General features: G+C 51.1%; 18 protein-coding genes. 9 read left to right on the top strand and 9 right to left on the bottom strand.

The annotated features are described in order from the left end of the window. Positions 1–15: 15 nt before the first annotated feature. A complete protein-coding gene (locus Kalk_RS19545; protein ID WP_233716732.1) occupies positions 16–1131 on the bottom strand; it encodes a ferredoxin reductase in 1116 nt (371 codons plus the stop codon). Positions 1132–1291: 160 nt separating this feature from the next. Then, positions 1292–2233 carry a 23S rRNA pseudouridine(2604) synthase RluF gene (gene rluF, locus Kalk_RS19540; RefSeq protein WP_101895856.1) on the bottom strand — a complete coding sequence of 314 codons (942 nt, stop codon included), beginning with the start codon at positions 2231–2233 and terminating at the stop codon, positions 1292–1294. 225 nt (positions 2234–2458) lie between these two features. On the opposite strand from rluF, the gene tpx reads away from it, so the two are divergent. The 3 genes from tpx to Kalk_RS19525 all read left to right on the top strand — a co-directional run bounded on the left by tpx (position 2459) and on the right by Kalk_RS19525 (position 5403). Continuing rightward, positions 2459–2953, top strand: a complete 495-nt coding sequence (gene tpx, locus Kalk_RS19535; protein WP_101895855.1) for a thiol peroxidase — start codon at positions 2459–2461, stop codon at positions 2951–2953. A 19-nt stretch (positions 2954–2972) separates the two neighbouring features. Next, positions 2973–3725 carry a class I SAM-dependent methyltransferase gene (locus Kalk_RS19530; protein WP_101895854.1) on the top strand — a complete coding sequence of 251 codons (753 nt, stop codon included), beginning with the start codon at positions 2973–2975 and terminating at the stop codon, positions 3723–3725. 70 nt (positions 3726–3795) lie between these two features. Next, positions 3796–5403 carry a flagellin N-terminal helical domain-containing protein gene (locus Kalk_RS19525; protein ID WP_101895853.1) on the top strand — a complete coding sequence of 536 codons (1608 nt, stop codon included), beginning with the start codon at positions 3796–3798 and terminating at the stop codon, positions 5401–5403. Positions 5404–5408: 5 nt separating this feature from the next. Here the strand turns inward: Kalk_RS19525 and Kalk_RS19520 are convergent, their stop codons facing one another. The 3 genes from Kalk_RS19520 to Kalk_RS19510 all read right to left on the bottom strand — a co-directional run bounded on the left by Kalk_RS19520 (position 5409) and on the right by Kalk_RS19510 (position 8317). Beyond that, a complete protein-coding gene (locus tag Kalk_RS19520; RefSeq protein WP_158643602.1) occupies positions 5409–6335 on the bottom strand; it encodes an alpha/beta fold hydrolase in 927 nt (308 codons plus the stop codon). Between the two features lie 176 nt (positions 6336–6511). Beyond that, on the bottom strand, positions 6512–7912 hold the full coding sequence (gene asnS / locus Kalk_RS19515; RefSeq protein WP_101895851.1) for an asparagine--tRNA ligase: 1401 nt from the start codon (positions 7910–7912) through the stop codon (positions 6512–6514). A gap of 96 nt (positions 7913–8008) precedes the next feature. Continuing rightward, entirely contained in the window at positions 8009–8317 is a 309-nt protein-coding gene (locus Kalk_RS19510; protein ID WP_158643601.1) for a hypothetical protein, read from the bottom strand. 202 nt (positions 8318–8519) lie between these two features. On the opposite strand from Kalk_RS19510, the gene Kalk_RS19505 reads away from it, so the two are divergent. Next, the gene (locus Kalk_RS19505) at positions 8520–10901 is read left to right on the top strand and encodes a putative bifunctional diguanylate cyclase/phosphodiesterase (protein ID WP_158643600.1); all 2382 of its coding nucleotides are present in this window, start codon (positions 8520–8522) and stop codon (positions 10899–10901) included. A gap of 78 nt (positions 10902–10979) precedes the next feature. Here Kalk_RS19505 and grxD read toward each other — a convergent pair whose 3' ends face one another. From grxD to Kalk_RS19490, 3 genes are all read right to left on the bottom strand, one after another. Continuing rightward, positions 10980–11303 carry a Grx4 family monothiol glutaredoxin gene (grxD, locus tag Kalk_RS19500; RefSeq protein ID WP_101895848.1) on the bottom strand — a complete coding sequence of 108 codons (324 nt, stop codon included), beginning with the start codon at positions 11301–11303 and terminating at the stop codon, positions 10980–10982. Between the two features lie 76 nt (positions 11304–11379). After that, entirely contained in the window at positions 11380–13476 is a 2097-nt protein-coding gene (locus Kalk_RS19495) for a molybdopterin oxidoreductase family protein (protein WP_101896406.1), read from the bottom strand. Between the two features lie 42 nt (positions 13477–13518). After that, complete coding sequence (locus Kalk_RS19490) at positions 13519–15135, bottom strand: hydantoinase B/oxoprolinase family protein (protein WP_101895847.1); 1617 nt, start codon at positions 15133–15135, stop codon at positions 13519–13521. Between the two features lie 252 nt (positions 15136–15387). Between Kalk_RS19490 and Kalk_RS19485 the strand changes: the two genes are divergently transcribed. From Kalk_RS19485 to Kalk_RS19465, 5 genes are all read left to right on the top strand, one after another. Beyond that, on the top strand, positions 15388–16569 hold the full coding sequence (locus tag Kalk_RS19485; protein ID WP_199767967.1) for an aspartate aminotransferase family protein: 1182 nt from the start codon (positions 15388–15390) through the stop codon (positions 16567–16569). Positions 16570–16599: 30 nt separating this feature from the next. Beyond that, positions 16600–17514, top strand: coding sequence for an ornithine carbamoyltransferase (gene argF, locus Kalk_RS19480; RefSeq protein ID WP_101895846.1), 915 nt, complete (start codon positions 16600–16602; stop codon positions 17512–17514). A gap of 6 nt (positions 17515–17520) precedes the next feature. Next, complete coding sequence (locus Kalk_RS19475; protein ID WP_101895845.1) at positions 17521–18573, top strand: ABC transporter ATP-binding protein; 1053 nt, start codon at positions 17521–17523, stop codon at positions 18571–18573. Between the two features lie 68 nt (positions 18574–18641). After that, positions 18642–20450 carry a methyl-accepting chemotaxis protein gene (locus tag Kalk_RS19470; RefSeq protein ID WP_101895844.1) on the top strand — a complete coding sequence of 603 codons (1809 nt, stop codon included), beginning with the start codon at positions 18642–18644 and terminating at the stop codon, positions 20448–20450. An 84-nt stretch (positions 20451–20534) separates the two neighbouring features. Next, positions 20535–21425, top strand: a complete 891-nt coding sequence (locus Kalk_RS19465; protein WP_101895843.1) for a radical SAM protein — start codon at positions 20535–20537, stop codon at positions 21423–21425. Between the two features lie 4 nt (positions 21426–21429). On the opposite strand, the gene gss is transcribed toward Kalk_RS19465, so the two are convergent. Continuing rightward, a complete protein-coding gene (gene gss, locus Kalk_RS19460; protein WP_101895842.1) occupies positions 21430–23337 on the bottom strand; it encodes a bifunctional glutathionylspermidine amidase/synthase in 1908 nt (635 codons plus the stop codon). Position 23338: the final 1 nt, after the last annotated feature.

Genomic DNA, 23338 nt, shown 5'->3' with positions numbered 1-23338 from the left:
CAGTCTCGTTTATTATTAAAGGTCGAGTTCACAATCACCAGCCGTGGCACAAACGCAGGTTTGCACAATAGCGCCAACTTCGTTCAGCAACTCTCCGGTACGTAGATCACGTACACAACCTGATTTCAACTTGGTGTTACAGGTGTGACAGATACCCATACGACAACCATGGGGTGGGTTCATCCCTGCATCTTCTGCGATGCGCAGCAAGTTGGTCTCGCTGTCCGCCTCAACTTCAATGCCACTCTTAGCAAAACGTACTTTACCGCCCACTGCATCGCTGGGCACCTCTGCAAATTCCGCAAGAAAACGCTCGATATGCAGTTTGTTGGATAGACCAGCCTCACCCCACACCTTTTCCAACGAAGATAATAGCGACGCTGGGCCGCAGGCATAGCAGTCACGCTCTTTCCAGTCAGGGCAGAAACGCTGCAGCTGATCAAGATTGAAGTAAGCTTTGGTCTGCTTATCCTCACCGAAATCGCGAGTGTGTACCTCGTGCAGATGATAGTACTTCTGCTGGATGCTCATTTGTCGTAACTCTCTTGCGAAAATCACATCAAATTCATTGGGAGCAAAATGGATATGAACAGAATCGGGTAAACGCTGTTGAGCAATCAAGCTGCGCAACATACTCATTGCAGGCGTAATTCCACTACCTGCTGTAATAAACAGCGGTTGAATCGGAGAAGCATCCGGCAAGTAGAAATCACCTTGCGGCAAACCTACTGGAATGTAATCTCCCACTTTAAGATTGCGCACGATATGGCGTGATATACGTCCGCCATCAATAACTTTAACCGTAATGGTAAAACATCCGTCATCACGCTCAGGAGGCGACGATATGGTATAGGTGCGTGTATATTGCCGACCATCCACCGATATACCCACTCGAACATGCTGACCTGCTCTGTGTTTTCGCCAGTTGGCACCTGCTTTCAGGGTGATAGTGCGCGAATCTTTGGTTTCATCCCAAACCTCAACCACTTGGGCCTGCATCTTATGTGTGGTCCACAGAGGATTTACTAATTCAACATAATGGGAAGTTTTAAGGGGGAATGCGAACATGTCCGTGATGGTGGTCAGACGGTTCAGCCAGCTATTTTCATTGTTCTTATTATTAGTATACAAACTGATTGCCTCCAATGTGCGGTTACCATTAATAACGCTTTTGAGGCGTGCCCACAATCGAAATATAGGCCAGGCTCTGTAACCAGCTTAGTACAACCATTCAATGGAGACTGTATTTTTATAGCGCTGTAAGGCTTATAGGGAAACGAATTCGTTAAACCTATTTCCTCTTGTTTCGGCCTTTCGGGCCTGACTTCTGACGGGGGGCATTTCTAGCACCTTCATCTCGACCCCCTCTTGCTTTCGCTTTGGGATGAGCCTGGGTTTTCGGCTTTTGACCCTGTCGGGTAGATGTCTTCTTGCCTGGTACTTTTTTAGCTGCGGCTTTTTTGGCTGGCACTTTTTTGGCAGTGGTATTTTTTTTCGAAGATGGCGCTTCTGAAGAGGAATGCTCGATCATCTTGAACAGGCCAGACAGCTCATCATCATTCAGATCACGCCACTCACCCACCGGCAATCCTTTTAGACTGACGTTCATAATGCGCACGCGCTCTAACTTCGTCACTTCATATTTAAAGTGTTCACACATACGCCGGATCTGGCGGTTTAATCCTTGAATTAATGTGATACGAAATACGAAAGTGGACTCTTTGACAATTTTGCACTTTTTAGTGACTACGCCCAGCATAGGCACGCCTTTAGCCATGCCCTCAATAAAAGCGTCCGTAATAGGTTTGTTCACGGTTACCAGGTATTCTTTTTCATGATTGTTACCTGCTCGCAAAATTTTATTAACCAGATCGCCTTCGTTGGTGAGAAAAATCAGGCCCTGGGAATCTTTGTCCAAACGACCAATAGGAAAAATGCGCGTGGTGTGATTCACAAAATCCACGATGTTACTTTTTTCGGCGTGTTCTGTGGTGCTGACAATACCCACCGGCTTGTTAAGCGCAATAAAGATCAAATCATCAGCATCGGGGGCTTCGATCAACTGGCCATTTACTTTCACCTGATCTTTCGGAAATACGCGATCCCCCACTTTCGCCCGCTTGCCGTTGACAAATACATTGCCTTGCTCAATATATCGGTCGGCATCGCGACGGGAGCACATACCACTATCACTGATGAATTTATTGAGGCGGGTTGACGAATCGACTGGCATTGATGAATTACTTTCCTATTACGGCAGAGGTGTTTATGGTACAGCTAATATTCTTCCCCATTCACCCCATCCAAACAATCAAAAGTTATGGAATACACGCAGCAATGCATGTTGAATCATTTGTTTAAGCATTAATATTGGCAGTGAAGATGATATTATTACCGGCGTTAATTCGGCGCTGGACAGCGCAACGGCATAAACCACAACATTAACAAGGAATTAGATATGGCAACGGTAACACTAGGTGGCAACCCCAACGAAACCGTAGGTGAATTGCCTGCAGCAGGTACACAAGCGCCTCAGTACAACTTGGTACAGGGGGATCTGTCAGATCTCACTTCCGATTCACTGCAGGGCAAGCGCGTTATTTTGAACATTTTTCCATCTATCGACACACCTACCTGCGCAACGTCTGTTCGCACCTTCAATCAAAAAGCCGCCGCTTTGGACAACACTGTGGTAGTTTGCATCGCGGCAGATCTGCCGTTCGCCATGACTCGCTTTTGTGGCGCTGAAGGCATTGAAAATGTAAAAGTGGGTTCCAGCTTCCGCTCCACTTTTGGTGATGATTACGGCGTAACACTTAAAACCGGCCCTTTAACTGGCTTACTGTCTCGTGCAGTCGTGGTGGTTGATGAGAACGGCAAGGTGCTACATGCTGAGCAAGTTGCGGAAATTGCCGATGAGCCCGATTACGACGCGGCATTAGCGGTACTGTAAATTCACAATCCGAACTGATATGGCTGAATTCAAAGATTATTTCTCAACCGCATCTGATGACTACAAGCGCTTCCGGCCCCAGTATCCGGAAGCGCTGTATCAATACCTTGCGACCATCGCACCGTCAACTCAACTTGCATTCGATGTAGGCTGCGGCAATGGGCAAGCATCAAGACAACTTGCCCAACAGTTCGAACATGTGCGGGCGAGCGATGCCAGTGCCACCCAGGTTGAGCACGCCATCCCTACGGCTAACGTAACCTATCACGTATCCCCCGCTGAGCAGATACAGAGCGCTGACAACAGTGTGGATTTGGTAACCGTTGCCCAGGCGATTCACTGGTTTCGACATCCTGACTTTTTTGCAGAAGTAGATCGTGTACTTAAGCCTCAGGGTGTACTGGCAGTGTGGGGCTATCAATTGCTGTATACCGATACGGCGTTGGATGCTGTGATAGAAGATTTTCACAGCAACGTTGTGGGCCCATACTGGCCGCCTGAGCGCGCGTTACTGGACAACGGTTACACCCGCATTGCGTTCCCCTATGCGCGGGAACCGGCCCCGGAATTCTTCATGCGCGCCCGCTGGCAGCTTTCCCATTTGATCGGCTATCTCAATACCTGGTCTGCTGTGAAACAGTATGAGAAACACCTGGGCCATAACCCAGTTGAAACTCATTTCAAAGCAATTGAATCCGCATGGGGAGACAGTAAAGCGACCCAAGAAATCTATTGGCCTTTAATCCTTTACGTTGGGAAGAAATCGGTCTAAACAGCCTAAATTGATTAATATTCATACATTTTCGACAGGAGTATAGTTTACCGTTGAGGAGGACTATGCCATGCCGCAGAACATCAACTCTAACCTGTCGTCGCTGGTGGGGCTGCGCCAACTGAGCCAGACTCAAACCAACCTCAATCAGATTCTGGAAAAAGTAGCTTCAGGCAGACGCATCAACAGCGCTCGGGATGACGCCGCGGGGCTGGCTATCGCTAACCGTTTCAGTGCTCAGATCAATGGGCTGAATACTGCCAGCCGCAATGCAAATGACGGTATCTCGTACGCACAAACCACAGAAAGCGCATTAGAAGAAACCACCAGTGCCTTGCAACGTATTCGTGACCTTTCTTTACAGGCCGCAAACGGCACGCTTTCGGCCTCGGATCGTGGCGCTATTCAAAAAGAAATCGATCAGCTCTCAAGTGAAGTCGATCGAATTGCAGAAACAACCAGCTTCAATGGCAAGAAAGTGCTGGATGGCTCCCTGGGCAGTCAGTCATTTCAGATTGGCCCCAATGCCGGAGAAAGCGTTTCCATCCGTGGTTTTGATGCGCGCAGTTCGGCGTTGGGAGGTCTGCCGGGAGAGGTTCAATCCACGGGCAGCCGTGCTGAACTGGGCAGTGGCGATGCCGGCAGTCAGGGCATTCAGGAGGGGGATGCAGATACCGCTGCCGTTACCGACTTGGGTATCAGCGTTGGCAGTGAAGATGCCGTAAACATTGCAGATGATGCGTTTGGTGGTGCCATCAACACTGTGCAGGCCACCTCAGAGTTAACCGACCGCAATAGCCTCAGTTACGGATCAGGCCTGGCAAAATCAATAGCAGAACGTGTTAACGCCGTGCGGGAAACCGAAGGCTCGGGGCTTGATAATGTTTACGCCAGCGCTCGTACCGAGTTCAATGCCAGTGCAGTTCAAAGCAGTGATTACAGCGGCACCGTGAACAACAACGCGGCAACCAACGTAGCCTCCGGCGCGTTAATCAGTGGCGACCTAACCATCAATGGTGTTGATATTGGCCCGGTAAGTTTCAACACAAATGATGCCGATGGAAGCCTGACCGACGCCATTAACGCCAGGAGCGATGTCACCGGGGTGACGGCCTCCACCAATGATCAAGGTGAACTGATCTTAAGTGCAGAAGATGGTCGTGACGTTATCGTGAGCACCTCTTCGACGGCTGTCAGCAACCGAATCTTTGGCGGCTCGGAAAACCGCTTTAGCGACGCGTTTCAGGACTTACGCATCAGCGGCGAGGTTACTATAAGTGGTGAAGATACTCTGACGTTTTCCGGTTCAGACCAAGCCCAAGCAGGCTTGGATTCTTTGCAGCAAGAGAACGTGCAAGCCACAGGTACGTTGGCGAACATCAGCGTCAACACCGCTGAACAGGCTCAGGCATCCGTGGATACCGTAGACGCGGCCCTTAATAGAATTGACAGCTATCGAGCATCGTTAGGTGCTATCCAAAGCCGCTTTGAATCCAATATACGCAACCTGTCTTCTGTATCTGAATCACAGACGGCAGCTCGCTCTCGCATCGCAGATACAGATTTTGCTGCGCAGATAACTGAATTGTCCAAGCAACAAATCAAGCGACAGGCCGGGCTGGCATTACAGGCACAAGCCAATGCGCTATCACAACAGGTGCTGTCTTTGCTGTCGTGAAAAAATCAGTCCAGAATGATGCCATACTTACCGGTATCGTCGGAGGGGCCTTGGTATTCAGTTTTACCCACGCGCTCAATGAAACGGCGGTGCTCATAGATCACCTCATCGGGTTTTTCCAAATGGGGTAAGTGTCCACACTCATTCAGCTCAACAAAGTAGTGACCGGGCACATTAAGCTGCCAAAAGCTCTCATCGAACAGGGGCGAGATATTGTCAACATCTCCGTTCACTATCAGGCAGGGAACTTTGATCTGCCGAATCTGCGCCATCAATAAAGGCCCGGAATCACTAAACTCCCGCATGGATTGCAACACCCGGTCTCGCTGCTTTCGCACTTCTCTTAGGTTGTAGCGCAATACAATATTAGGAATGCTGGGCGGGTTGGCATAGGAGCGACGATAGTAGTCGGCAAGAGGGGCTATATCCGCCGTGCTCACTACGTTATCCATCTCTGCCAATAAATTGCGAAACACTTGGCCCTTGTTGCTGAACACGTCCGGGAATGACAGGAAGGCCGCAGACTTCACCATCTCTGGACGAGTCGCGGCAAAATACGCGCCCACCGCACAACCAAGGGAGTGGCAAACCAAATGCACACGATCCGCCCGCAGGCGAGTTACCACCCGCTCTAGCCATAATGTAATTTGGCGTAAGGTATGTTTTTTCTGTGCAAATGATTGATGCAAACACAAGCCGGGCACATCCACTGCAACCACATGATAATGGCTGGTGTAGGCTTGCATCAGGGTACGCCATTGGGTTTTTGAGCCCATCACGCCGTGCAAAAAGATGAGGGTATCCCCTTCTCCGCCTTCTAAATACTTGAATTCTTCGCCCTCGATATCCATACACAGAGAGCGCAGCCCTCCAAGATAACCACGCACATAGCGACTCAGACTTTTCAATTCCTGGGATTCAAAAAAACTCAAATCGGTTTCAACCTCGAACAACAACAGCGGGGCTTATAGATAAATATGGCGGCATATTGACACACAAAAAGCACATTATCCGTATACTTTTTGTGTGTCATAAGGATAGTTATGTGACGCTGGCTCTGCCTGCAAAATAGCTATATTAATTAGGCCGCCCAGATGAATATTCTACCTTAAAATTGCGCGCTGCCCGGAACCCGAGGGAACGGAATCGCGTCTCGAATATTTTCCATACCGGTGATGTAATTTAATAACCGCTCAAAGCCCAGGCCAAAACCTGCATGAGGAATGGTGCCGTAGCGTCGTAAGTCTCGGTACCACCACAGATTTTTTTCCAGCCCTAATGCCTCCATTTTTGCATCCAGGATGTCCAGGCGCTCTTCCCTTTGACTACCACCGATGATCTCACCAATGCCCGGAGCCAGCACATCCATCGCAGCACAGGTCTTGCCGTCTTCATTCTGCCGCATATAAAAGGCTTTAATTTCTTGCGGATAGTTCATGAGAATAACCGGTCTGCCAACATGCTCTTCGGCCAGATAACGCTCGTGCTCTGACTGCAGGTCGAGGCCCCATTGCACCGGGTACTCGAACGTTTTGCCACAGTTCTCCAGTATCCGTATTGCCTCAGAATAATCCATACGCACAAACTGGGACGACACCACATTTTCCAATCTGCTGATGGCACCCGGGTTTATATGCTGGGCAAAGAAAGCCATATCATCGCCGCGTTCTTCCAGCACCGCCTTAAACACAAACTGCAGGAACTCCTCGGCCATATCGGCGTTATCCTGCAGATCCGCAAAAGCCAGCTCCGGCTCCACCATCCAGAACTCGGCCAAATGACGGCTGGTATGGGAGTTTTCCGCCCGAAACGTGGGGCCAAAGGTATAAATGCGGGAGAGAGCCGTACAATAGGCCTCACCATTGAGCTGGCCGGAAACGGTAAGGAACGCTTCATCCGCAAAAAAATCCTGAGAGAAGTCCACACCACCCTTATCGTCTTTGGGAAGATTGAGCAGGTCCAAGGTGCTGACCCGGAACATTTCTCCGGCCCCTTCACAATCACTTGCAGTGATAATTGGCGTATTTACCCAATAGAAATTGCGCTCATGAAAATAACGATGAATGGCTTGAGACGCTGTATTGCGAATTCTGGCGATCGCACCGAAGGTATTGGTCCGAGGCCGCAAGTGGGCAACCGTACGAAGATACTCAAAGGTGTGGCGTTTCTTGGCAACCGGATAGGATTCCGGATCGTCGACCCAGCCCATAACCTCAATTGCCACAGCTTTAATCTCTAGAGCCTGCTCTTTGCCTTGGGAGGCCACCACTTCGCCACTGACCGTGATGCTACACCCTGCACCCAACTTGAGAATGTCGGTTTCATAATTGGGCAAACTGCCATCAGCAACAACCTGTATACCATCGAAGCAGGAGCCATCGTGAAGATTAATGAACGAAAAACCCGCTTTGGAATCACGGCGCGTACGCACCCACCCTTTGAGAGTAAGCGTTTCCCCAACGGCGATCTTGCCCGCCAGGCAATCCACAACTTGAACCGGCCAGTCCATAAAATTCCTTAATAAACCATGGAGTTATTGATCCAGTTAGACTCTATCAGCAACTGGAATTCGTCAAGCCCCACAGCGGAATTTCTTAAGTGCAGCTCAGTGCAACGCTTTGGTTACCTTACCTGCTGCCGCCGACAGATGGGTAAAGTTTAAACGGACCTGATACATATCCAGTATGCTTTGCACTACTTCGCAAGAGCCACAAGTGGCAGAAAACATTGCCATCTTGCCTGACTCCATGCGGGTAACATCCTCAAGCATAAAGGAAAGTTCTTGTTCGGATTCGATGGCAACATCAGACAGCATCAGCAACCCGCCATCATCCACCGACATTACGTGCCCTATAACATGCGTACCATGCTCATCAAAGATGCGTACGTCGTGAAGAAACCGAGAAGTCGGCATAGGGTTCACCCTCCAAGTTGTGACGAACTTCACACTATCAGAATTGAAAGAAAAACCGAAAAACTGTTTAGGAATAAGCAATTAGCTCTAAAGCATCGAATTTTCTATGCGTGAGCGGCTCAATAGCCCCACGTTAATCTATTCGGCTCTCTATACTGAACACAGCGCCCAAATTTATGCTGTTGCTGGTAATTGCTGGTATATGAAACTTCAAACCAAATTTCTCACCATTCTGTTTCCTCTGGTAGTGGTTCCGCTGCTATTGAACGCCTTCATCACCCGCTCTCATTTTGAAAACATGATGATGAGCGGATCTCAGGAGCAGAGCCGAATACTGAGCGATCAGGTTCATTGGAGCATCAAGGTGGCCACGCGGCAAGGGCACGAACTGATGGATGAAATTGCCGCATACCCCCACATGGCGCAGGCTATCAGCCAGGCTGCCAACCAGCCGGATCAACTGCAGCAAACATTGCGCGAGTTTCACGCCCACCACCCCAGGCTACTGTTTGCCGAAATTCTGTCTGACTCCAAACAGACGCTGGCAGCTACGGAATTACCAAAAGGCTTTTCCATACCAGAGAGCTGGACCAATCAGCCATCTATGTTTTTCAACGACGGGCAACATCTGTACCTTGCCCTGACACAGTCATATATCACCCAGTACGGCGCTGATTCTGGGTTAAAAATAAGAACCGTAGTACAACTTGAGCAACTGGAAAGCTTCATACAAAACACTCGACGTGCATCGCATGTCCTGTTGATACTGCTGGCCAAACAAACGATCCTGACAGAAGACCGGTCTATTAGAGAGCTGATCTCCACTGCCAAGATAGAGGATGGCAACACCATTCATTGGAACAGCAACCGCTATCTGGTGAACACTCGTAACATCGCTGATTCTCTGCAAATGATTTCCCTCACTCCAATGGTTGATATGGACGCCGCCAGCGAAGCACTGAATAACATGCTGAGTTATGTCGCTATTGCTGCTGGGCTGCTCAGTTTGTTGATACTGCATCGCAGCGTAGCCGTTCTGGTGACCAATCCTCTCAGACGCCTGCAGAGCCTGGTTACCAATATCAGCAATGGCAACTTTAATGCCGTCAAAGTGCTGAATCGCGCCGACGAGCTGGGCGAGCTGTCGCAATCGTTCGAATCCATGCGAGAACACCTGCACGATACTTCCCAGCACATTGAAGAACTCGCCTACTTCGATGCGCTTACGGGGCTTCCCAACAAAGTAAGTTTTATCGACACCATTCAACAGCTGATTGAAAAATCGCAAGTCTCCGGGCACCAAGTCGCGATACTGTTTTTTGATCTGGATAACTTCAAACACATTAATGATGGGCTCGGCCATGAAGTGGGTGATGAACTCTTAATGCGGGTGAGCGGTCGCCTCAAAGAGTGCGTTCGCAGTCACGATATGGTGGCACCTACCCACCCGCTGGCACTGCGTGAGAAAGAATCCATGATTGCGCGCTTGGGTGGCGATGAATTCACACTGGTGCTATCCAAAATCAATTCCCCGGAAGAAGCCGCTAAAGTGGCCAACCGTATTCTGCAAAAACTGTCTAAGCCCTTTAACCTCAACGAAAATGAAGTATTTACCAGCGCCAGTATCGGTATCTCCATGTTCCCGAAAGATGGCCGCACCCCGGAAGCTCTGCTCAAAAATGCTGATACTGCCATGTATGCGGCAAAAGCCAGTGGAAAGAACAACTCCCGTTTCTACGATTCCAAAATGAACAAACCCGTGCTGGAACGGATTGAGCTGGAAGCCTCGATGCGCTCTGCCCTCGCGAACAATGAATTCGTTCTTCACTATCAACCAAAAGTGCCCCTGTTCGGTGAAATGCGCTTTGAGTTTGAAAACCTGATGCGGTGGAATCACAGCGAAAAAGGCATGATTAGCCCCGGTGTCTTCATCCCGCTGGCGGAGGATACCGGCTATATTCAGAATTTAGGTGACTGGGCGATCGAGCAAACCTGCCGTCAGATCGAATACTGGAACAAAAAAGGGTTCAGGAACATCACAGTTTCCACCAACCTGTCCCCAGTGCAATTAAACTACGGCAACCCGCTGCAAACTATTAAGGATGCGCTGGATGCCTATGACATCGAGCCCCATCAGCTAGAGGTAGAAATCACCGAATCCGGCCTGATGCAGAACGAAAAACACGCCGTAGAATTGTTAAATCAGATCAAGGCTCTGGGGGTTCGTATTGCCCTGGATGATTTTGGTACAGGGTACTCATCCCTGGCCTATCTGCTGAAGTTCCCGATCGATACCTTGAAGATTGATCGCACCTTTATTCGGGATATTGATTCCCAGCCAGAATCACTGAAAGTTCTGGAAGCCATTATCGGTTTGGCAAAAAGCCTGAATCTGCATGTAGTGGCGGAGGGAGTGGAAACCAAAGAACAACTGGATCTGCTGCAACAACGTGAGTGTGATTACATTCAAGGCTTTTACTTTGCGCGACCAACCGAACCGGATGAGGCCATGCGCTTTTTTGAAGAACACTTTCGAAACAAAAGCAGGGTTCACCTGGCCGGGCTTAATCGCATCGGCGCCTAAGTTACACTGGCATGTCATCGGAGTTAAAACCAAAAAGAGCGCCTTTAGGCGCTCTTTTATCAGGCACAGTGCAAACGGTTATTCAGTCTGCCCAGCCGCTTCTTCAACAATCGTTTTTAACTCGCCCTGTTGAGCCATCTCCAGAATGATATCACTGCCACCGACCAGTTCACCGGCCACCCATAGCTGTGGGAATGTCGGCCAATTAGCATACTTGGGCAGCTCAGCCCGGATATCAGGGTGCTCAAGAATATTGACGTATGCGAAAGGCTTACCCACCGTCATCAATGCTTCCACGGCGCGGGCGGAAAAACCACACTGAGGAAATTGCGGTGAACCTTTCATGTACAACAACACCGGGTTGCTACTGATTTGATCTTTAATGACGTCAAGCGTTTCCATATTGCACCTACCAATGTAAAAGTTGCGCTATTGTAGCAAAACACAGCCTTGCTAACACCATAGACAGTTTGTGGTTTCAGGCCCCAATAATGGCCACTGGCACCCCGTTAAGAGCCGCATTACCGGACAATTCATCCACAAACTGATCATCGGTAAGGTCATTTACGCTCACGCCAGGGTGGGCCTGGGCAATACCCGCTTTAACCCCCTTGCGGCCGTGGCCCCAACCATGGGGCAAGCTCACCACACCGGGCATCACTTCGTCGGTGGCCTCCAGCTCGGCAATTACCTCACCCACCCGGGAACTGACTTTCACGGCCTGCCCGGTTTGCAAACCCAGTTTGGTGGCGTCATCTGGATGCATCATAAGCTGGCAACGCCCCTTACCTTTAACCAAACGCTGGTAATTATGCATCCAGCTATTGTTGCTGCGCACATGGCGGCGGCCGATCAAGCGAAACGGCATGTCTTCACTGTCGGGTTCCTGCTCCAGCAACCGCTCCAGATCCTTTAACACGGGCTCTGGTGCACAGCGAATCAACTTGTCACCATGAACCAAACGCTCGGGAAACTGGGTAGCGTGAGGCCCCATGTCCAGACCGTGGGGGTTATCCTTCAACACTTGTAAATTAAGCTCATCTTTATACGGGCCACTTTGTAGGCCCATATTCAACACCATTTCCGGTGGGAACACCGGTGCCGGTTGCACCCCTTTCAATGCACTGACGCGCTCACCCAGAGCAGAAAGAATCTCCCAGTCGTGCAACGCGCCCGCTGGCTTGTCGAACACGGCCTGACTGTATTTAGCGATGTTGCGTACAGCGAAAGGTGCCAGCGCCAGATCATAGTGATCGTGTTCCAAGGGGCTGGTGGGGGGCAGAATAATATCGGCAAACCGGGTGGTCTCATTGATGTAAAAGTCAATGGACACCATGAATTCCAGCCCTTCCAGGCCCGCTTCGAGTTGCTCACCATTAGGCGTAGACAGCACCGGGTTGCCAGCACCGGTAATCATGGCTTTGATCTGCCCCTCACCAGGGGTCAGGATCTCTTCGGCAAGCGCGCTACAGGGTAACTCCCCACCGAATTCAGGCAGCCCTCGCACCCGTGTCTGCCACACATCGAAATGGCCAGCCTTATTCATCGGCCCCCACACCATGTCCACCGCAGGCAGGCTGAGGGTGTAACCACCGGGCACATCCAGATGGCCGGTAATAATGTTCAGCAGCTGAATGCCCCACTGGCAGATGGCACCAAACTGCTGCACAGAAATGCCCATACGGCCGTAGATCACCGCATTTTCAGTGTGCGCCAGATCATAGGCCAGCTGGCGAACTGTTGCTGCCGGAACGCCAGTTTTGTCAGCGGCCAGCTCGAGGGTAAACGGGGCTACCGCCTGCTCGGCCCGATCCAAATCAGCAAGATGCTCACTAAGATGTCCCGTTTTCACCCATCCGTTGACGAAGATCTCGCGCGCCATGGCCAGCAGCAGGAAGGCATCGGTGCCGGGGCGGATAAACGCATGCTGATCCGCTATTGCCGCCGTTTCAGAGCGACGGGGGTCAATCACAACCAACTTACCGCCCCGCTTCTGTAATGCCTTGGCCCGTAAGCGAAACCCAGGCACGCTCCACAGGCTGCCGTTGGACGCCATAGGGTTACCACCCACAATGATGAGGTAATCGGTGCGATCAATGTCCGGCACCGGCACCTGGACTTGATGACCGTACATCCAGTAGCACATTAATTGATGAGGTAACTGATCCACCGAGGTGGCAGAGAAACGGGCCTTGGTTTTCAACGGTTTGAAGAAATTGGAACCATGGGTGAGCATGCCCCAATTATGCACCGAGGGATTTCCCAGATAGATGCCGACTGCGTTATTGCCATATTGCGCCTGAATGTCCACCAAACGCTTGGCTACTAGATCGAAAGCCTTGTCCCAGGCAATGGGCTGCCAGCGATCTCCCACCCGTTGCATGGGCTGACGAATTCGGTCAGGATCTTCATGAATATCCGTGATAGCTGTGGATTTTGGACACACATACCCTTTGCTGAACGGGTCTTGTTCATCGCCTTTTACCGTTAACACCTGATCACCCTGGGTGGTGAGTTCAAGTCCACACATGGCCTCACACAGGTGACAAACCCGGTAGTGCACCTGCTTTTCCAATTGCTCCGACATTCCCGAATCCTCTCTCAAATCGTATCGTTATTATTCGTTGTCAGTTGCCTTGCCCCATCCCCCACCGCCGGGCGTGGCTATGGTCAGCACATCCCCGGCCTGGGTTTGAAACGTGGTTTTAGCGGCCAATGCCTTACCATTCAACGTGTTAAGGCCAGCGCAACCACTGTCGCCACCATTCAAGCCCCAAGGCTTAGAGCACCGCCGTTCCGTGAGCAAAGTGACAGTAGCAGGCTTATTGAAACGCAATTCTCGCAGCAGACCATCACCACCCCGATAAACGCCGTCACCACCTGAGCCCCGGCGAATTTCATAGCGAGTCACATGGACAGGGTAGTGCAATTCCAAGCTTTCCACCGGCGTATTCAACGTGTTGGTCATGTGGGTCTGAACCGCCCGAAGGCCATTTCCCGCCGCAGAGGCCCCCATTCCACCCCCCATGGTCTCGTAATAGTCCCAACGACTGCCATCTGACTCAATGGCCCCCATGGCAACGTTATTCATACTGCCATGGCTCGCTGCCGGTATGCGCTCAGGAATAGCCTGAGCCAAGGCCCCCAGCACCACATCAACCACACGAGTGCTGGTTTCCACATTACCGGCGGCCACTGCGGCAGGATAGCAGGCGTTAAGCAGACTGCCCGGCTCCGCTTTCAGCTCAATACTGCGGAACGCTCCGGCACAGGCCGGGGTATGCTCCGGCATGAGACAGCGAAACACGTAAAACACGGCAGCAGCCGCTACCGATAGTGGGCAGTTCACGTTGCCTGCCACCTGCATTGATGTGCCGCTGAAATCTACGCAAACCCGTCCTTGATTCACGGTAATGGCGGCACATATCGGAATATTCTGTGTTCCGGCACCATCATCATCCAATTGATCCTGATAAGAATACTGGCCGTCAGGAACCCGCTTCAGGCTTTCCTGCGCCAACAGGTGAGCATAATCATTCAACCGTTCCAGCATCGACTGATAGGTATTACTCCCGTAGTAATCAATCAGCTCCATCAGGCGGCGAAGCCCGGTGCGATTGGCGCTGGCCTGAGCGGTAAAATCGCCAATCGCTGCCATTATGTGAGCACCAACGGAGGTCGACCCAATCTCTTCCAAAGCCCCCCCACGCAATGCTCCCGGCGTTAACCCAGCCAACTGCTCCAGCACCGGCTGGCACCATTGCCCGGCACGAATCAAATGGGTGGGAGCAATGATAACCCCCTCCTCTTGCAGAGAACGCGACACCGGCATAGAGCCCGGCGCGGAGGCCCCTATATTGGCATGATGAGCCCGGTTAGCCACAAATCCCTGCAAGTCGCCGCCTGCAAACACCGGTGCAATCACCGTCACATCCGGCAGATGAGTACCGCCCATAAACGGATCGTTTACTACCACCATGTCCTGTTCCTGCCACTCAACAGCCGACACTATCTGTGCCATGGCATAAGCCATGCTGCCAAGATGAACAGGGATATGGGCGGCCTGGGCAACAAGCTGGCCTGCGGCATCAAAAATGGCGCAAGAGAAATCAAGCCGATCCTTGATATTAGGGGAAAACGCCGAGCGCTTGAGAGAGGCTCCCATCTCATCGCAGATTGACTCAATCCGACTGGAAAACAGGCTTAATTCAATGGGGTTCTTGGTCTGGCTCATAACGCTACTGTCGGGCTCGCATTGTTCTATGGTTTTATCGTGCGATTTTTAACTCAATCATTACACCATGGTTTCCCAATCGCGCTCGGGGTTCAACGGCGAAAAACGACAGGTTTGGGGTTAAGTCTGTGAAATGCCTGCGAATTGAATCACCGCCCAGGGCTCTGAGATTGCAACTGTCATCCTATAAGACTATGATTATCGGTTCCATTGGCAGCTACCGCTGCCTTTTTTTGTTTGCAGGACACAACTATGGCAGCATCCGGTTTGATGACCACTTACAAACCCCTGTCAGTTACCTTTGATAAAGGTGACGGGGTTTGGTTATACGACACAGACGGCAAAAAGTATCTGGATTGCATCAGCGGTATCGCTGTATGTGGTTTGGGTCATTGCCATCCTCGGGTTACTCAGACCATTCAGGATCAAGCTGCCCGCCTGGTTCACACTTCAAACCTGTACCGCATCAGCCATCAGGAAGCACTCGGTGCCAAGCTCGCAGAAGTGAGCGGCATGGAAGCCTGCTTTTTTGGCAACTCTGGTGCCGAAGCCAATGAATGCGCCATCAAGATAGCGCGGCTGTATGGCCACAACAAAGGTATAGAGAAACCGGCCATAGTGGTGGCAGATCACTCCTTTCACGGCCGTACCCTGGCCACACTGAGCGCCACCGGCAGCCGTAAGGTTCAGGCTGGCTTTGAACCGCTGGTACAGGGATTTGTCCGCGCGCCTTACGATAACCTTGAGGCCATTCGCACCATCGCCGAAAACAACCCCAGCGTAGTTGCGGTAATGGTTGAACCGGTGCAGGGAGAAGGCGGCATCCATGTGCCCAAAGACGACTATTTGAAAGGCCTGCGCAAGATATGTGATGACAACGGCTGGCTGTTGATTCTGGACGAAATCCAGACCGGAAACGGCCGTACCGGAACCTATTTCCATTACCAACAGCACGATATTGTGCCGGATGTGGTTACCACGGCAAAAGGTTTGGGCAATGGCATGCCAATCGGTGCCTGCCTCGCCCAGGGTGAAGCCGCCAATACCTTAAAGCCCGGAAATCATGGCTCCACTTACGGAGGCAATCCGCTGGTATGCGCTACCGCACTAACCGTAGTGAACACTCTGGTGAACGAAAACCTGCCACAACGGGCCGGAGAGCTTGGCCAGCGAATAATGGACGGTTTCCGAACTGCACTGGCGGGTAATAAAGCAGTAAAACAGATTCGCGGCAAAGGCCTGATGATGGGTATTGAATTGAATCGCCCCTGTGCAGAACTGGTGGGCCAAGCCATGGAACAAGGCTTGTTGATTAACGTTACCTCAGACAAAGTAGTGCGATTGCTGCCTGCACTGGTAATGAGCGATGAACAGGCCGACAGCATGGTGGCCTCTGTCAGTCAGCTCATCAAGGATTGGGCTGCGCAGCAATAACCAAAATTGATTATTAAAGAGATGTAAGCCATGGCGACACGGCATTTTCTGACACTATTGGATATCGAACCAGATACGCTGGAAAAACTCATGCACCGGGCGATCGAGCTCAAACGCATGCTGCGGGAGGGGGTTGTCTACGAGCCCTTCAAGAACAAGGTACTGGGGATGATTTTTGAAAAATCGTCCACCCGTACACGCGTGTCCTTTGAAAGTGCCATGATCCAGTGCGGCGGTGGCGCAATATTCCTGTCTCCCAGAGATACCCAATTGGGCCGGGGCGAACCGGTAGCCGATACCGCAAAAGTACTGTCCCGCATGGCGGACATCATCATGATTCGCACCTTCGAGCATGAGAAAATCGAAACCTTCTCCCGCAACTCGCGCGTGCCGGTAATCAATGCGCTTACCGACACCTATCACCCATGTCAGTTGCTGGCAGACATCCAGACCTACATCGAACATCGTGGCTCCATCCGAGGCAAGACAGTCGCCTGGATCGGTGATGGCAATAACATGTGCCACTCGTACATCAACGCAGCCCGTCAGTTCGGCTTTCAGCTGCGCATTGCCTGCCCTTCCGGCTTTGAACCGGACACCACATTAGTGGCCAACAACAGCGATCGCGTCACCCTCACCGCCACTGCCGAACAGGCGGTCGACGGTGCCCATATGGTGGTCACCGACGTATGGGCCAGCATGGGCCAGGAACAAGAACAGTCCGAGCGACGTGCTGCCTTTGTTAAATTTCAGGTATCGCCCGCGCTGATGGATAAAGCCCATGAGTCTGCGCTGTTCATGCACTGCCTACCCGCCCATCGGGGTGAGGAAGTAAGCGAGAACATGCTTGAAGACCCCCGCTCGGTAGTATGGGATGAAGCCGAAAACCGCCTGCACGCACAGAAAGCCCTGATGGAATATCTGCTAGGCACCTGGAAACCCTGATCCACGATGGATACGCTGCTGCGACTGGAAGAGGTGAGTTGTGCATACGACCAGACCAACGTGGTCGACAACCTCAGTTTCCATATTAACAAAGGCGACATTGCCTGCCTGCTAGGCCCCAGCGGCTGTGGTAAAACCACCACCCTGCGCGCCATTGCCGGTTTTGAGCCCATTATCGCAGGCGCCATCATACTGGATGGCAAACACGTCTCGGTGCAAAAAAAGCTCACCCCTCCGGAAAAGCGCCATCTGGGCATGGTATTTCAAGATTACGCCCTGTTCCCCCATCTGACGATTCGTGACAACGTCAGTTTTGGTCTGCGTAAAGCCAGCCCCGCCATGCGCCGTTCCACTGCTGCAAAAATGCTGGAATTAGTCGGGCTGGAACAATATGCAAACCGCTATCCCCATGAAATTTCAGGCGGCCAGCAACAAAGGGTAGCCCTGGCCAGAGCCCTGGCACCGGAGCCAAGCCTCATTCTGCTGGATGAGCCCTTCTCCAACTTGGATGTGGATCTGCGTCGCCGCCTGAGCCTGGAAGTGCGCGACATACTGAAAGCGCAGGGTGCCACGGCGCTCATGGTCACCCATGATCAAGAAGAAGCTTTCGCCGTAGCAGATAAAATCGGTGTAATGAATGAAGGCGTCCTGCAGCAATGGGACACCCCATACAACATATACCACGAACCCCTGAATCGCTTTGTCGCCAACTTTATTGGGCAGGGGCACTTCATTCGTGGCAAAGCGCTGAGCCCTGAGCTGGTCGAAACCGAAGTGGGCATCATTCACGGCAATAGAGCCTACAACTGGGTAGCCGATAGCCCAATCGACATTCTGTTGCGACCTGACGACATCCTGCCAGACCCAGACAGCCCCCTGCAGGCCAAAGTACTGCAAAAGACCTTCACCGGCGCCTCCATGCTGTTCAAACTGCAACTGCCCACTGGCAGCATCGTGGAGGCCCTCTTCCCCAGCCATAATGACCACGAAATCGGCACCTCGGTGGGCATTAGGCTGGAAGCAGACCACCTGGTGGCATTCCCCTCACCTACGCAATAAACCCCAATAGCAGGGAATAGCTATAGTGCTATGCTTAAACAAGGATCACTTGTGGAAGTCATAGACCAATGTTGCAAGCCAATACATCCACCCGCGTCAAGTTCATCACGGCCATAGTACTGGGGGCCATCGCCCTGCTCAGTACGCTATACATCAGCAATCAGAATGCCGCCCGTGAACGGCTTGATGCCCAACAGCAATTGCTGCGATTTTTAAGCAGCACCAACCAGATCCAGAATCAGGTGATCCAGCTGCAGCAACTGCGTACCGGCAGCAACCCCGAAGCCAACCGCACCCTGCTGAAAACACTCCAACAGAACAATAAATCTCTGGCAGAAGTGGCTTCAATCTCATTTAAAAGCTCCAATGAGTATCTCGAGAACGCCATATTAGGCTTAATTAACCAGCTCGGGCAGTATCAGAAAAAGCTGAACGAGTTGGTGTCCTTGCAAGAACAAGCTCTGAAAACACAAACTGACCTGCAAACAGAAACCGAGAGCCTGGCTACGTATCTTAAAGAACAAAATGCCGTTTACCTGTTCAGTTTATTCACCGACATGCAGACGCAACAATTAGGATTCCGCATCAGCCTGGATACCACACGGGCAGATGAAGCCAACAACATCACCGCCAAACTGATTGAAGAAATCCCTGCATCCGAGCTGCCAACAGAAGATCACGCAGCGGCCAAACAAAAAGTGCAAAAGCAGCAAACCCTGTTCAAAACACTGCAGACACAACTCAAACAAGTCAGCACACTGCAAACAGATCTGGAAAACACCTTTGCTGCCCTATCCCCCTTGAGCGCTGACTTCGCAGACCAAATTGAACGAGATAACAGCCGCAACGAAGCCTGGTCGGTGGAACTGATGTTTGTACTTACCTTGATTCTCATCGCCTTCGGCGTCTACTTTCTGTTTGCCACCATCACCCATGGTTTTGAACGCAAGCAAAAAGAGCTGCTTTCCATTGCCATTTCCATCAGCAATGCCCCCATGCAAAACCTGGATCAACTGAAAGACTTGCTGAAAAAGTTGGCACGCGAACGCCATGAACGCGACGCGCTTCTCAGCCAACTGCGTGAAACACTGCAACAGCCGGAAACCATCAAAATAGACCCCAAAGCCAGCGCTGCACTGAGCAAACGTATCGCCCATATACGGGAGCAATACCAGCGATCATTAGAGGCTTTTCAAAACATCGACCGCGATTGTGACAACTCCAACATTGCCAATTCAGAAGCCATCCAGCACACCCATGAAGGGGAAGCCTTGCTGCAAGGCATAACCGCAAACATCCTGCAATTAACCGATCAAATCGGCGACGCAACCCGTCACATTACCGAACTGGCAGAGAACAGCCAATCAATCGGCACCGTTGTTGACATGATCACCAATATCACCAGTCAGACCAACCTGCTGGCGTTGAACGCTGCCATTGAAGCTGCCCGAGCCGGAGAACACGGCCGTGGCTTTGCTGTAGTCGCCGACGAGGTCCGCTCACTGGCCACCAAAACTGCCAGCGCTGCAGTGGACATTAAAAACCAAGTGGAAGAAATCCAGAAATCAGCCAAAGCCAGCGTTAGCATGATGGAACGCAGCCAACAGATGGTGCGCGAGCGGGTAGAAGAATCCGCCACCACAGCAACAACCCTTCAGCATGTAGCCGCTGCCATCAACACTGTGCGCAACGAGCTTGCCAACATGCACACGACGGCCCACCAGGCATCCGAGCAATCAGAACACACTCAGGGCCAGCTGCAATCACTGGAGCATGAGCTACTGAAAACACTGGAGCAAATACTTAGCCAGCAGGAATCCAATAGCCATCGGGACGCTGCTCTCAGAATCTGCGACACATTAACAAGTCAGCGCTAATATTGGTCCAGCCTCCGTACTCTTCAGCCGATGGGGTTCCATGTATGATAAACTGCACCGGTTTCCTGAATAGAGTATTCCGCCATGGCCCAGTTTCCCCTCAACTACATTGAACCAGTGTTTCGCCCTCCGTCTGAGGCTCACTCACTGATCCTGCAGGTTACCAACGGCTGCTCTTACAACCAGTGCACTTTTTGTGACATGTACACTGCGCCACAAAAGAAATTCAAACCCAAGCCTGAAGCAGACGTACTGGCCGAGATCGACGCCGTAGCCAAGGCCCCCGTACGTAAAATTTTTCTGGCGGATGGTGATGCCATGGTGCTTTCCAGCCGACGCCTGACCACCATACTTGAGGCCATTCAAGCCCGCATGCCACAAGTGGAAAGGGTTTCGGCTTACTGCCTCCCCAGCAACATCAAAAAGAAATCTGTAGAAGAGCTGAAAGCTCTACGCAAACTTGGCCTGGGCATGGTCTACGTGGGCTGCGAATCCGGAGACGACGAAGTATTAGGCTACGTTAACAAAGGGGAAACCTTCGCATCGTCCAAAGCCGCGTTGATAAAACTCAAGCAGGCTGGCATCAAGTCGTCGGTAATGATTCTTAATGGATTAGGTGGCCGAACGTTTTCGCAGCAGCATGCCATTAACTCGGCCCGGCTGATGAACGAAGCTCAACCTGAATACCTATCCACTCTGGTAGTATCTTTCCCATTAGGAGAAGAGCGCTTTCGGGCCGGCTTTAACGGACAATTCGAACCCCTAAGCCAAATGGAGCTATTTCAGGAAATCCGCACCCTAGTAGAGCACCTTGAACTCAGCAGCACTGTGTTCCGTTCGGATCACGCATCCAATTATCTAGTCCTAAAAGGTACCTTGGGGGCCGACAAGGCCCATATGCTGGACACCATCGACACCGCGATTCATCAACCAGGCCGCATACCATTACGACCTGAGTGGATGCGGGGCTTATGACAAATCATATTTTCAAGAACTGACTATCCGCCATAAACTGCAGCGGCAGACAATCGCTGTCTTTATTAATAACCCGAGAAACATCGACTCTGATGCCGCTGCCCGCATAAACACCTGCGGCCATAAAAGTCGATATTTGCGTATACACACCATCGATTATGGGTAATGGAAAATACTGCTGGTATACCTTATCTTGCTCAGCAAAGCCGCCAGCAGTGGCTTCAAGCAACTCCTCGTTCTGATTAAACAAAGAAATGTTAGCGCCACAACGGCCAACAATCGGCTTGGTAACGTAGCCTCCTGATTTCAGTTCATCCGTCAACTCAAACGAAGCGTTCAACAACAAAGGATGATTGGGAAACAATGACCATAATACTGGCAGGATGGCCTTGTTGCTGGGAATGAGCGACCAGAGAGGTTCGAACACCATAACATTCTTACGAAACAGCACATCCGACAAACCCAAAGCCTTGCCAGGCACCATGCGCGGCTCATAGCCTTCTTCATGCACACCCTCGGCCTCGCATTCTTCGCGGATCTGATCCAGTGCGGTTTCCCAGGCCCAGGTTTTCCAAACCCAGCGCACCGGTTCACCATCCGCATCGATGATGTTGTTTTCATTATCCCAACTCAGCCCGGTTAGCCCAACAACGACCTTGCTTTCCAAGCCTGCAGCACGCATTGCATCCTGCATAAACAGAGCGTGATACTCTTCCTCTGGATCATCATCCCTCAGAATGTGTACAAGATCTTTGGCGTGGCTTCGTTTCCACGCCTTCACCAGATCGTTAAACAAATCCTTTCCGCCATTTTCTCCATCATGCAAGTCATGGTGGTTTAACCACTTCCCCTGCACCTTGCCGGTTTCCATATAACAGGATGCAGAATCGCAGTTATACTCATACACCTTCAGCCCCTGCTCGGTTAACGCGAAATCAAAGCGACTGGTAATGACTTCATTCAAGCGATTGTTCCATGATTGACGGATTTTGGGCAAAACTGCAGCGGGCAAATTAAACTTAGCTAACAATTCATCGTTAGAAAGCACGTACTCCGTTGCATGCATAAACAGGCCATGCAGTTCATTGCTGGCATGTTCCAACTCATCATGAATTGTTTGGGATAAAATCAAATAGCGATTTTGTTCAGCTTCTATATTAGTAAGAAAATGACCACCCATGGCTTTAACAAAAGCCGCTTCATCGTTGTTGGCAATATTCAACCATGATCGTTTTTTTGATTGGCCAATATCAATGCGTCGACTTTTAATACGGTTTAATTCAGGGTCATATTCCGGTGATGGCTCAGCGTATTCAGCATCGTCTGTCTGAATCATCCAGCCGAGAATTTCTGCGTCTCCATAAGAGCACGTAATCCAGTATTCACCCTCTTCCGTCACGGTGGCTTTCAACTCTCGGGAATAACTCTTGCCTTCATCCCAAAGACCGTGGCCCACGTTTTGCTCGGCTATGCGTATACAGTCGGCCGTTACATCCACAACAATAGCCACATGCCCCGTATCCTCAAACTCGCCGCCTTCTTTCCAAATCAGCAAACTGCCCGCAACCGGATGGCGTTGACTGCCATTGGCAAACGCATTTAAAGGCAGCAATAGGTTTTCTGTGACATCCCGAACACTGCGCAATTCGAAAATATCATAGGCCATGGCTACATCATTAAATATGTAGCCCTTATTGATGTACATCCAGCGCCGGGCAAACTCGACACATTGCCACTTGTACCCCATGTAGACTCCATCGTAGTAACTTCGATAAGAGCTTCGCTTGGGATACTCACTAGCGGATGCGCTAGCGTAGTCGGAAGAGTAGACAGCAACATTGCCTGGCGCATACCCCAGCAAAGTTCCAAATGGTTCTACCGGTTTAGCCGCATGCTTGTTCGATTGTGTCAAA

The sequence above is a fragment of the Ketobacter alkanivorans genome (assembly GCF_002863865.1).
Taxonomy (GTDB): Bacteria; Pseudomonadota; Gammaproteobacteria; order Pseudomonadales; family Ketobacteraceae; genus Ketobacter; species Ketobacter alkanivorans.
Note: the sequence above shows the minus strand (reverse complement) of the source record. Positions and strands in the feature narration are given on the sequence as shown.